General features: G+C 53.3%; 7 protein-coding genes. 2 read left to right on the top strand and 5 right to left on the bottom strand.

Translation table 11 applies throughout. From position 1 onward, the window contains the following. Positions 1 to 14 precede the first annotated feature (14 nt). The 4 genes from BMX22_RS03235 to BMX22_RS03220 form a co-directional block, all read right to left on the bottom strand. Positions 15 to 818, bottom strand: a complete 804-nt coding sequence (locus tag BMX22_RS03235) for an ABC transporter permease subunit (protein ID WP_074740614.1) — start codon at positions 816 to 818, stop codon at positions 15 to 17. 12 nt (positions 819 to 830) lie between these two features. After that, a complete protein-coding gene (locus BMX22_RS03230) occupies positions 831 to 1,610 on the bottom strand; it encodes an ABC transporter permease (protein ID WP_074740612.1) in 780 nt (259 codons plus the stop codon). Then, positions 1,567 to 2,523 (bottom strand): ABC transporter ATP-binding protein, encoded by a 957-nt coding sequence (locus BMX22_RS03225; protein WP_074740610.1) that lies wholly within the window; start codon positions 2,521 to 2,523, stop codon positions 1,567 to 1,569. The genes BMX22_RS03230 and BMX22_RS03225 overlap by 44 nt, the downstream gene beginning before the upstream one ends. A gap of 175 nt (positions 2,524 to 2,698) precedes the next feature. Then, a complete protein-coding gene (locus BMX22_RS03220; protein WP_074740608.1) occupies positions 2,699 to 3,901 on the bottom strand; it encodes a hypothetical protein in 1,203 nt (400 codons plus the stop codon). Positions 3,902 to 4,377: 476 nt separating this feature from the next. Between BMX22_RS03220 and BMX22_RS03215 the strand changes: the two genes are divergently transcribed. Together BMX22_RS03215 and BMX22_RS03210 are read left to right on the top strand one after the other, a co-directional pair. Continuing rightward, positions 4,378 to 6,780 carry a glycogen/starch/alpha-glucan phosphorylase gene (locus BMX22_RS03215; protein WP_074740606.1) on the top strand — a complete coding sequence of 801 codons (2,403 nt, stop codon included), beginning with the start codon at positions 4,378 to 4,380 and terminating at the stop codon, positions 6,778 to 6,780. A gap of 206 nt (positions 6,781 to 6,986) precedes the next feature. After that, positions 6,987 to 8,873 (top strand): glycoside hydrolase family 13 protein, encoded by a 1,887-nt coding sequence (locus BMX22_RS03210; RefSeq protein WP_074740604.1) that lies wholly within the window; start codon positions 6,987 to 6,989, stop codon positions 8,871 to 8,873. Positions 8,874 to 9,145: 272 nt separating this feature from the next. Here the strand turns inward: BMX22_RS03210 and BMX22_RS03205 are convergent, their stop codons facing one another. Then, the gene (locus tag BMX22_RS03205) at positions 9,146 to 12,013 is read right to left on the bottom strand and encodes a cellulase family glycosylhydrolase (RefSeq protein ID WP_074740602.1); all 2,868 of its coding nucleotides are present in this window, start codon (positions 12,011 to 12,013) and stop codon (positions 9,146 to 9,148) included. Between the last annotated feature and the right edge of the window lie 591 nt (positions 12,014 to 12,604).

Raw genomic sequence — 12,604 nt, 5'->3', positions numbered from 1 at the left:
AGTGCCGCCTCCTTTCAGTTCATGTCATCGAAGTGGAAATAGTGATAGCCGATGACGATGTACACCGCCGTCATCGCGAGCGAAAGAATCACCGTCAGAGCTATATTTCCCGCAGGTATCGACGGGTAGTACGTCATATACATATTCATATTCAGGTCGTAGGTGTACCAGCTGTCGAACGAGCCATAGAACGCGAGGTCTGCGACGCTGATAAGCCACGGGCGCTCCATGAGTCTGCTGAGAATTGCAGAGGACTGCGCCTCTCCCGTTGCAAGCCCGATGGTGATGAAGCTCGGCGCCATTGCAGCCGCAACTGTCAACATCGCATTCTTGGCAATGAAGGTGAGCATCGCCATAAAGGCGCACAGCCTCAGCATGGGCAGCATTGCGAGCAGGCACCGCACCAGCACCGCAGAGGCGGGGAGAGTATCTCCCCAGCCGTACAGCGCGCCGTACAGCAGGAACGGAGCTCCGTACACTATCAGCGCCACTATCGGAGCTGCGATGAGCACGGGTATCACGCGCCCGAGGTAGGACGCGGCACGGCTCCTGCCTGCCATTATCTCGTGGTTTATAGTCTTGTCGGACATATCGTCGCCGCTGACCATTCCCACGAGCGCCCCCGCCGCGAGAGCCGCACATCCCATGAATACCGACAGCATTTCGGGCACGAATTCGGACGCCTTAGTGACGGGGTCTTCAGCCGAACCGCTGAAAAACATACACATGAACAGAACAACGAATATCAGCAGAGTGATGGCATAGACTACCTTTTTCCTTATCAGCTGACGGAACTGAAAACGCATAATATCGAGCATAGCAGTCCCTCCTTATGAAATATCTCGCTTGCGGAACAGCATATAGCCGCCGAAGAGCCAGAACGAGCCTATCCCGAACGACGCAAGCAGCGAGCGCACAGCCGCCGCAGTCTCTATCGGAGCCTTGTATACGGTGATGTCCCTGCCGTCAGCGAAGCCCTGTGTTGTGTTCGAGAAGTCAATAATATGCACCATGTCGCTGAGCGCGAGGTGCCACGTCAGCTCGATATCAGCCAGATTCAGCATCGCAAAGACGAACACGAACATCAGCCCCGTGCCGACAACAGCGACAACGAAAGCGATGATATCGTTCCTGCACAGGAAGGTGAACGCCGTAAAGAAGCACAATATCCTGAACATTATCGGGTACACCAGCGCCAGATGCGCGGCGGCATTGCGGGCGCTCAGGCTCTCGCCCCAGCCGTTGAGAGCGGTCGGGAGCGCGATTATCACGGCGAATATCACGGTCATCACAGTGAAGCACGCGATAAGAGAGGCAATGAACCTGCCGAAGTAGACCTCCCAGCGCTTCTTGCCGAAGAGGAGCTCATAGTTTGCGGTCTTGTCGCGGAGGTCGGCTCCGCATATCCTTGCCGCCATCGTCCCGAGGATAATAGGCGTAATAATTGACACCGACTGCATAGCGAAGCCGAAAAAGCTGCTGCCCGTATCGGATGTCAGACCGTTATCGGTGAACACAGTGGCAAACATGATAAAAATGTACACCGCACCGAACCACAGCAGCTTGTCACGCCTTGTCTGCCTCAGCATTTCCTTTATTATGTTCAGCATTGTCATCACCTACCAATTTCATATAGTATGATTCGAGGTCAGCCTCATGTACGTGGAGCTCCACAGGCGTGAGCCCGTTCTCGTAGAGCGTCTTTGATATCAGCGGGAGCTCGTCGAGCCGCTCGAACAGACGGAGCGTACCGTCTTTGAGGACATCGCAGTTCTGTACGCCGAGCTTGTTCTGCAAGGTGACAAGGGCGAGCGGATCGTTGTCGGTGTGGATATGGTAGTATTCGCCGCACATCTTATGCAGCTCCTCCGCAGACAGCGTCTGCAAGAGCTTGCCGCGGCGTATGAACATATAGTCTGTGCAGAGCTGCGAGAGCTCGGCGAGGATATGCGAGGAAATGAGGATAGTGACGTCGAGCTCCTCGTTGAATTTTTTGAGCATATTGCGTATCTCGATTATGCCCTCGGGGTCGAGACCGTTTACAGGCTCGTCGAGCACCATTATCTCGGGCTTGGAGAGCAGAGCCCCCGCAATGCCGAGGCGCTGCCTCATTCCGAGCGAGAACTTGCCGACGTGCTTGCGCCCCGCGTCCGCGAGCCCGACCATCTCGAGCACCTCATCCACTCGTTTTGGGTCGGGGATACCCTTTTGCAGGCGGAGCTTCTCGAGGTTCTCGCGCGCGGACATCTCCTCCTTGGCGTATGGCGTTTCTATCATGAAGCTCATGCGCGAGCGGGCGTGAGCGAGCTCTTTTTCGGAGCTCCCGCCGAAGATGGTAAAGCTTCCGTCCGTAGGCAGCACGAGCCCGCCGAGCATTTTCATGATAGTGGTCTTGCCCGCCCCGTTTGGTCCCACCAGACCGCATATCATACCTTTTTTAATGCGGAAGGAAGCCCCGTCGACGGCTTTTTGCTTCTTATATTGTTTGGTCAGTTCCTTTGCCTCGATAACGATATCTGACATAGCAGTTCCTCCTTTTGTTGATTCGGAAATCATGTTTTCCCTTCTGACTCCAATGATAAAACGCAAACATAAAGAATTCATTAAGATTCTTAAAGTTTACAATTTGTTCACAATTTGCCGTTCCCCACCCGATAAAAAAAACCGCAAGGAAGCTTTTTCCTTGCGGCTTTATCTGTTACAGCTTGTTCTTCTCGCTCTCTATCATCTTGAGAAGGTCGTCGACCGACATATCCGACGGGTCCTTCGTCCTGGTTCTGGACTCGGTCTTGCTGATGATATCGGAGATATCGGGCGTACTGCTCTTTTTCGGAGCAGCCGCGGGACGAGCGGGAGCGGCATAAGCGGGAGCATCGTTCTTGGTCATCTGCTCCACAGCAGACGTTGAAAGAACGCCTGTATTATCGGGAACGTTGCTTTCGGCAGGAACGGTGAACTGACCCGAACGCTCTGCCTCGGCGGTTTTTCTGAGCATCTCCTCGCGGAGCGCATCGGCAGTAGGAGCTGTAGAAGACTGTGCCCCGATATTCCTTGCGGCGAACGAAGACTCTGCCGAGCCGCCCGCTGTCGGGAACGACATTGTATTGGTCAGGCTGCCCTTCTGAGCCTTGAACTGCATAGTGCGTTCTTTTTCCTTCTGGTAGGGAGAGTCGTGATTGACCTCTTTCTGGCTGAAGTTTTCCGCAATGGACATCTTCTTGCGCTCGAGCTCCGAAGCGGCGAAGTTCTCATGAGCGGCACTGTAAGCGGGCTCAGCGTTATTGTTGGCGAACTTCTTTCTCGGGCTCTCATTTTCGTCCTGATACTCGTAGAAGTCGAACTCCTCGTCGAAGTCGTCCTTGCCGTTGATAGTCTTGGCGATAGCGGCGATGATGAATACGACAAGTACAGCACCCGCGGCAACGAGCATTATGAGTATGCCCTTGATGCTCTGAGCGAATCTGATAAAAGCGCCGAGCTCGGGGCTCTCGGGGTAGCCCGTGCAGATAGCGACTACCTTGTCCTTTGCAATTGAATCGACCGTATCCTCGTGGATAGAATCCTTTGTATAGTATCTCTCCTCCGAGCCCTCCTCAGCCTCAACGATGTAGTTGATACTTCTGAGGCAAAGCTTGTCGGGGTTATCGGCGGGGTAGCAGAGCACGATATCGCCGACCGCGACACTGACGCCCTTAGCGTCCTTTGCGAGCAGAGCCGAGCCTGATGAAACATCGCCTGGCATGGGGTTATCCTCACCGACAACGTAGATATATCTGCCGAAGAGGTTGGGAGTTTTATTTCTGGTAAACAGGATATTCACTGCCAGCGAAACGATGACAGACGAAATGCATAAGATGATGATAAACAGCTTTAGAATGAACAGACCTTTTTTCTTTTCCATTGGGTATCATATCCTCTCTTTGTATTATCGTTTTGTCTCTACACACATTTTTTGTGCGAAAAATGTAAACACATATATTATATCATATAATTCACGGGATTTCAAATGTTTTTTAGATTTTTTACAAGTTTTATATTTTAAATATATCGCCGTGACATATAGTCAGTTTTTATGTATGCAAAATGCGCAACCCCAGCCCCGATATTAAAATTCATATTTTACAAATTGCACAATAGAAATCGGAATTATTTTTGCAGAGCGACGATTTTTGCAATGGTTTTTCAGTAATATGTAAATTGCGTTGATAAATATTTGTTGAATTATACAATTGAAAAAAACGCGAAAAAGTGGTACAATATCATATATACTACTTGTAATTGCAGCAGCCGCTGTCCGCAAATTATCGGCAAAAACAAAGGATGAAGTTTATACAAGTGGTAATAACGTCGCAACTTACGACAGAACGGAGATTTTATATGGCAAAGAAAACCAACCCTCTCATCGAACAGATAAAGCAGGAGTTCCCCCAGAAGCTCCAGTCGCTCTACAGCGTAACTCCCGAGGAGGCTTCGGATAAGCAGGTCTATCAGGTACTTTCCTCTATCATCGTCGAGATACTCGGCGCCAAGAGACAGAGCTTCATCAACCACACTCACTCTGTCGGCGGAAAGCAGGTATACTATCTCTCAATGGAATTCCTCATGGGACGTTCCCTCAAAACAAGTCTATACAACCTTGAAATAGCGGACGAGGTACGCGCTCTCCTCAAGGAGCACACCATCAACCTCGATATGGTATACGAATACGAGCCCGATGCAGGTCTCGGAAACGGCGGTCTCGGCAGACTTGCCGCCTGCTACCTCGACGGACTCGCCACCACAGGCTTCCCCGCAATGGGCTACTCTATCTGCTACGAGTACGGCATCTTCCAGCAGAAGCTGGAGGACGGCTGGCAGACCGAGCTCCCCGACAACTGGCTCCCGGGCGGAAGCGTATGGCTGGTACCCAAGCCCGAGCTCTCGATAGATATCCACTTCGAGGGCGACCTTCAGGAATACTGGGACAACCAGTACCACTATATCTCGCACGTAAACTACAATACAGTCGTTGCCACCCCCTATGATATGTACGTATCGGGCTACGGCGGAGAGGGCGTATCCGTGCTCCGTCTGTGGTCGGCAAAGGCACCGAGCTTCGACATGAAGATGTTCAACAAGGGCGACTACGCGAGCGCACTTGCCCAGAACTCCGTTGCCAACGCTATCTCCAAGATACTCTACCCCAATGACAATCACCTCGAGGGCAAGAGTCTCCGCCTGAGACAGCAGTATTTCCTCTGCGCGGCTTCTATCGGCGATATCGTAAACAACCACATGATGGTATACGGCACGCTCGAAAACCTCGCTGACAAGGTCGCTATCCACATCAACGACACCCACCCCACCCTCGCTATCCCCGAGCTGATGAGAGTCCTCCTCGACGACTGCGGCTACGGCTGGGACAAGGCGTGGGACATCGTCACCAAGACCTTCGCCTACACCAACCACACCGTTATGGCGGAAGCTCTCGAAAAGTGGGACGTAAACCTCGTAAAGCACATCATCCCGAGAATATTCTCTATCATAGTCGAGATAAACAACCGCTACTGCCAGTCTCTCATGGAGCGCAACGGCGGCGACAGCGCAAAGACCACGCGTATGTCCATAATCAAGGACAACATGATACACATGGCAACACTCTGCGTTGCGGCTTCGCACAGCGTAAACGGCGTATCCAAGCTCCACTCCGAGATAATCAAGCAGTCCGTATTCCACGACGAGTACGAGAACACCCCCGAGAAGTTCAAGAACGTAACGAACGGTATCGCCTACAGACGCTGGCTGTACCAGTCCAATCCCGCTCTGACAAAGCTTCTCAAGGACACTATCGGCTCCAAGTTCATCAAGGACGGCGCAGAGCTTGAGAAATTCCGCAAGTTTGAGAACGATGAGGAAGTCCTGACAAAGCTCCTCGGCGTAAAGAAGCAGGCAAAGGAAGAGTTTGCCAAGTATGTCAAGAAGGACAACATCATCCTCAATACCGACAGCATCTTCGACGTACAGGTAAAGCGTCTCCACGAGTACAAGAGACAGCACCTCAACGTAATGAACATCCTTGCAGACTACGCATATCTGCTCAGCAACCCCGACGCCCCCTTCACCCCCAAGACCTATATCTTCGCGGCAAAGGCAGCTCCTGGCTACTACCTCGCAAAGCAGATAATCAAGCTGATATGGGCTATCTCGGAGGAGATAAGGAAAAATCCGCGCATCTCCGAGAAGTTACAGGTCATATTCCTCGAAAACTACTGTGTAACGCTCTCCGAGCACCTCATGCCTGCCGCTGATATCTCCGAGCAGATATCCCTCGCGGGTACAGAAGCATCGGGCACGGGCAACATGAAGCTCATGCTCAACGGCGCTATCACCCTCGGAACTCTCGACGGCGCGAACATCGAGATAAAAGAGGCAGCAGGCGACGATAACATCGTCATCTTCGGCATGACGACCCCCGAGGTCAACGAGCTGAAGGCACGCGGCTACGACCCTCAGAGCTACTTCAAGAACGACGGCAGGATAAACGAGGCTATCGAGCGTATGTACCACGGCATCAACGGCTGCACATTCGTTGACGTCGCGGATTCTCTCCGCCTCCGCGACCCGTATATGGTGCTTGCCGACTTCGACAGCTACAGAAAAGCACAGGCATACATCACCGAATGCTACAACGACAAGATGAAATGGGCAAAGATGTCGCTCAACAACATCGCGGGCGCAGGCATATTCTCCGCAGACCGCGCAGTTACCGAGTACGCAGACAACATCTGGCATCTCAGATAATAGCAGGATTCAGGGGACGCCCTTCGGTGTCCCCTATTTCCCACTCAACAATTTGTATAATTTTTTAGCCTTTAGCCTTTAGCCCTTAGCCTTTAGCTTATGGTATCGCCTGACGGCGATATATTCAAATACCGTCCGCGTCAGCGGACACCACGAGCTAATGGCTAACGGCTAACGGCTAATTGCTTACAAAAGGAGGAGACCCCGTGAAACCTGTATACGACACATGGGACCTCGGCTGCAAGTCGATATTCGGCGCGATAAGGCAGTTCGAGACCTGCCGCTTCTCTATCAGGCTCCACAAGGATATACACCCCGATTTTCCGCCTGTGCTGGTGCTTTTCAGAACAGGCTTCAAGGAGCGCTTCATACACATGAGCCCCACGGGCACCGACGGCGACCTCACTGTCTACTCCTGCGAGTATGAGGCTCGCTACAGCGATGTCCACTACTATTACTTCTCGTATACGTGCGGCGGAATCAGACACTACATCAAGCGCGTCAACTGCCACGAGGGCGCCGAGCAGGAAGGCGAGCTCTTCCAGCTCACCGTCTACGCCAAGGAATACAGGACGCCCGACTTCCTCAAAGGCGGCATAATGTACCAGATATTCCCCGACCGCTTCTGCAAGAGCGGCAAGCCCAAGAAGAACATCCCCGAGGGGCGCGTGCTCCGCGATGACTGGGACGGCACTCCGTGGTATCGTCCCGACGAGCACGGTCACGTGTGGAACAACGACTATTTCGGCGGTGATTTTGCGGGCATACAGTCGAAGCTCCCCTATCTGAAGGAGCTCGGCGTGACCTGCATCTACCTCAACCCCATATTCGAGGCACACGAGAACCACCGCTACAATACGGCGGACTACACCAAAGCAGACCCTCTCCTCGGCACGAACGAAGAGTTCGCGGAGCTCTGCCGCGAAGCGAAAAAACTCGGTATCTCGGTGATACTCGACGGCGTGTTCTCGCATACAGGCGCAGACAGCATCTACTTCAACAAGTACGGCAGATACCCCGAGCCGGGAGCATACCAGTCCCGCGACAGCAAATACTACAACTGGTACAGCTTCATCGACTACCCCGAGCAGTACGAGTCGTGGTGGGGCATAGACACGCTCCCGAACGTCAACGAGAACAACGAGGACTACACCCGCTTCATATGCGGTGATGAGGGCATACTCCACTACTGGCTCAGCAAGGGCGCGGCAGGCGTGCGTCTCGACGTAGCCGACGAGCTCCCCGACCAGTTCCTGAACACCCTCCGCAAGTCCGTGAAAAAATTCGGCAGGGAGAAGCTCATCATCGGCGAAGTGTGGGAAGACGCCTCCAACAAGGAGAGCTACGGAGCCAAGCGCCGCTATCTTCTCGGCGACCAGCTCGACTCGGTGATGAACTACCCCTTCCGCGAGGCTATCATCAACTACACAAAGGGCGGCGACCCGCGCGAGTTCATCTACTCGGTGATGACGATACTCGAGCACTACCCCAAGCCGACGATAGACGTACTGATGAACTTCATCTCCACGCATGATATAGAGCGCGCCATAAACCGACTGGGCGGCGAATACTGCGACGACAAGAGCAAGGACTGGATGGCAGAGCGTATGCTGACGGACGAGCAGTACCGAAACGGCAAAAATATGCTGAAATCGGCGTTTGCGCTGATGTACTTTCTCCCGGGAGTCCCGTGCATATACTACGGCGACGAGGCAGGTCTGCAAGGCTACAAAGACCCGTTCAACCGCCGCTGCTACCCGTGGGGGAACGAAGACGGCGAGCTCATCGAATACGTCAAGGAGCTCGGACGCGTAAGGAAGTCGATACCCAACCTCAGGGCGGGCAGAACCTACTTCGCCCTCAAAGACGGCAGGCTCCCCGACGAGCGCCTCATGGTGTTCACCCGTCAGGGCAGCCCCATGGACTACATCTTTTTCATCAACAGAACAGGCGATACGATAAGGCTGAACAAAATAAACGAATTTTTCACCTTATTCACGAATATGGAGTCGTTTTACGGCGAATACGCCGACGGAACGCTGACAGTCCCGCCCTACGGCTACAGCATAGTCAAAGCGAAGTTCACAGGCTGAAAAAATTTAAGGTTATTTTAAGGTTCATTAAGTATATTATAAGTGGATCAAGTGATCCCCCAATTCCCCTTCTATATTTTGTTTCTTTTTCCTGTAGCTGTACCGAACGGCGGTAAACCGATAAGCAAGACGCAAAGGTCTGTTGAGAGCGGCTCTTTGCTTCTTGTTTATTCGGCGCCGTGGGTACGGCTTTTTTATTTTCACCGCAAAGCACAATATAAACCAACGGCTACACAAAAAAGGCTTCGGAAAACTCCGAAGCCTTTAAAAATTTACGCTATTCTGAGTGAGCCCACATCAAGCACACCCGCGTCGACCTTCTGAATGGTCAGGGCATCGTTAGCCGTCACGCCCTGCTGACCGTCAACATCAGCGTTTATCTTACCCTGCGGCTTCAGCTCGTACTTGTCTCTGTTTGCAATAGACTGTAGGATAGCGACCGCGTCAGCAATGGTGACATTGCCGTCGAGGTTAGCGTCGCCCGCCTTTGCGTCGGAGCTCTGAGTTGCTGCCGTAGTGGAAGTCTCCTCCTCCGTAGTAGTCACGGGAGGCGAAACGTAGTACGTTGTAGTGGTCGTAGTCGTAGTAGTTTCCGTCGTAGTGACCGTGGTGGTCGTAGTCTCGGGCGGAGCCGAAGCCGCTGTGTAATCCTCCACGATACCTGCCCAGAACTTACCTATCTTCTCATAGCCCTTATCCGTGGGGTGGAGCTTGTCGCTGTCCATATCGTTCATTCCGTCGAGACAGCCGTGAACGTCCGCGAACTGCACGTTCTTGCCTGCGCTCTGGTAATCGGAAGCGACTTTCTTAACGGTATTGTTGTAGTTGGCAACTCTCTGCGCGTTGCCGCCGTAAGCGGTAAATTCGGGTATAGAAGCGAGGAAGACCATACCGTCGGCGGGCATATCCGCGAGGATATAGTCGAGGAGAGAGTGCAGGTCAGTCTCGCACTCGCTCAGGCTGCGGTTAGCCGTCATATCGTTGGTACCTATCATAAGGAGCACGATATCGGGCTGAGCGCTCTTGATAGCGTTCTTTGCCTTGAGTTTTTCGAGCAGACCGTTTTCGCCCCAGCTGGGGATAGGATATTTCTGCACGATAGTATATCCGCTGTAGCCTGCGTGATTGTCGTCGTACTGAACGTTCTGACCGTTGAAGTTGAACGAAGCGCTGTTGCTTCCCTCGGGACCTACCATATCCACCTTAGTGAAGCCCTTCTGCTTGAGGTAATAGTCGAGGTACTTTCTGTAGCCGCCCGTGTGACCATAACCGAAAGTAATAGAGTCGCCGATAGGCATTATCTTTATCTGGTCGTTCTTTCCTGCGCTGCTGCTCGGAGCAGTCGAAGCAGCCGCAACGGTACCCTGTCCCGTAACGACGGGAGAAGCCTTGCCGCTCTTTGACACCTGAACTGCGTCGATATAGAAGTCACAGAGGTCGCCCGAGCCCTCGGTAGTCTCGATATAGAGGACGAGGTCGCTGCCGCCCTGCGGGATAGTGTACTCGGTATTCTCGAGCTTAGTCCACACGCCGCTCTCGGCAGTGCAGTCAGCTATCTTGTTGTAGGTCGTATCCGAGCCGTCGCTCTGCTGGAGCGAGAGCTGCATAGAAGCGCTGCTTCCCGACTTCTGTAGCACGCCCACGGAGAAGCTGTAGGTATATCCGGGCACGAAAGCGTTCGGGTCGAGAGCGATAGCCGCACCGTTCCACTCCTTGCTTCTGTCCGCTACGAGGAGCGACTTGCTGCCCGCGTAGTAGTTGGATGAATCGGTAGATAAAGTCGCGCCGCCTCTTGTCTCCCAGCCGTCCGAGCCTGACTCGAACGAGCAGGTGAAGTAGTCACCGTTGCTGTCGGGCTGTACCGTCGGGTTTGCGGGAGTAGTCTGCTGCGGCTGAGTAGTAGTCACAGGAGCCTGAGTTGTGGGAGCCTGCTTGCCTGCCCAGAGGATAGAGTTATCATTGATTACAGACATCATCGTGTTGATAACGGGCTCGGAAGCCGAATACCACGAGTTGGAGCTTCTGTTGAGGTAGCCGTGCGACTCGCCGCCGTTGCCGCCCTCGACGTTATTGTCCCAGAGCACGCAGGGTATACCCGCCTTTTTAGCCTGAGTGATATAATCCTTAGCCCACGCCTGACGGGCGGAGAGGTTATTGAAGTTCGAGGCGCTGAATTCGCCGATCACGACGGGGATATTCTTCTGATCCTCAAGCTGCTTGAGGTTGCCGAAGAAGGTGTTTATCGAATCGGTATAGTCCTCGCCCCAGCCGCTCTTGCCGGGATAGTTGTGATTTGCCTTGTCGTCATCTGCCATCGTGAAGTAGTAAGGCAGATAGGCGTGTACCGAATAAGCGACATTTCCGCAGCCCGACGGGAATGTCACAGCTCTGATAGCGTCCATATCGGACGAAGCGCAGTAGCCGGGGAGCATCAGCAGACGCTCCTTGTTTGCAGCCGAGCCCTGACCGCGTACGGTCTCGACGAACTTGGCATTGAGCTTGTTGATATAGTTCCAGGTATAGCCGCCGTCACCGCTGCCGTTGCCCCACTCGCTGACAGAGGGGTTGCCGGTCTGGCGGGGCTCATTCATGCCCTCGAAAACGAGGTGCTGGTCATAGTCCTTGAATGTCTCGGAGACCTGCTTCCAGATAGCGGTGAGCTTTGCCTCGGCGTTGCGGTAGGAATTGTCATTGAACTGAGCGGCGTTGACCCAATTCTCGTGGTGAACGTTGAGGATAACGTACATATCGTCCTTGATACAGTAGTCAACGATCTCCTTGACACGTGCCATCCAAGCGCTGTCGACGTTGTTGCTGCCGTCGAGGTGAGGGTACCATGTAGTAGGGATTCTCACCGTGTTGAAGCCCTTTTTCTTGACCGTATCTATCATAGCCTGAGTGGTCTTGGGCTGACCCCAGCTCATCTCGGTATTGACGCCCGAGTAACCGTTGCCGCCTGTCGCGTCGAGCGTATTGCCGAGATTCCAGCCTATTTTCATCTCGCGGGTGATATCGAACGCGCTCATACCGCTTGCAGCGTCAGCATCTGTCACTTCCATGATGAAAGGGAAGCGGAAGCTTGTCAGCAGACAGGCAGCCGCCGCGGCAGTACTAACTGCCTTTTTGATGAATAACTTCATCGTAGATCTACCTCCTTATAAGAATATGGTGTGTGGAAAAATCTTCTGATTACAGTGTCTGCACACACTGCTCTAATGCTATTCTAACACAATGCCAAAATCAAGTCAATGATATTTGTGCAATTTGTATACGTCAATACGTAGAATTAACGTGATAAATTTTATGGACTTTCACTAATCGCGTGACTTAAATCTCGGTGATTTAACGACACACTAAACCGCGAAGCGGAATCCGCAGGGGTTCGGGGTGAGGCTCTCACCCCGACAGGGGGTGACCCGAGGGGGACGGCGTCCCCCTGAGAAGCAGGCAGGCGAGCGAAGCAATGCCTGCCGACCGCTCCGTACATCTAAGCCTCGGCGCAGCCGACAAAGCATCCACCGATACTAAATATCAAAAAACCACGAAGCGGAGATCGCGGGGGTTCGGGGTGAGGCTCTCACCACGGCAGGGGGTGACCCGAGGGGGACGGCGTCCCCCTTGAGAAGCAGGCAGGCGAGCGAAGCAAAGCCTGCCGACCGCTCCGTACATCTAAGCCTCGGCGCAGCCGACGAAACATCTGCCGCTACTATACAATAAATATCCCCCCGCTA

The sequence above is a fragment of the Ruminococcus sp. YRD2003 genome, from assembly GCA_900109435.1.
Taxonomy (GTDB): Bacteria; Bacillota; Clostridia; order Oscillospirales; family Ruminococcaceae; genus Ruminococcus; species Ruminococcus flavefaciens_G.
Note: the sequence above shows the minus strand (reverse complement) of the source record. Positions and strands in the feature narration are given on the sequence as shown.

What these genes read in the sequence shown, in the direction of transcription:
- BMX22_RS03230 (WP_074740612.1), bottom strand. Translation starts at nt 1,610, where the DNA reads ATGCTGAACATAATAAAGGAAATGCTGAGGCAGACAAGGCGTGACAAG.
- BMX22_RS03205 (WP_074740602.1), bottom strand. Translation starts at nt 12,013, where the DNA reads ATGAAGTTATTCATCAAAAAGGCAGTTAGTACTGCCGCGGCGGCTGCC.
- BMX22_RS03215 (WP_074740606.1), top strand. Translation starts at nt 4,378, where the DNA reads ATGGCAAAGAAAACCAACCCTCTCATCGAACAGATAAAGCAGGAGTTC.
- BMX22_RS03225 (WP_074740610.1), bottom strand. Translation starts at nt 2,523, where the DNA reads ATGTCAGATATCGTTATCGAGGCAAAGGAACTGACCAAACAATATAAG.
- BMX22_RS03220 (WP_074740608.1), bottom strand. Translation starts at nt 3,901, where the DNA reads ATGGAAAAGAAAAAAGGTCTGTTCATTCTAAAGCTGTTTATCATCATC.
- BMX22_RS03235 (WP_074740614.1), bottom strand. Translation starts at nt 818, where the DNA reads ATGCTCGATATTATGCGTTTTCAGTTCCGTCAGCTGATAAGGAAAAAG.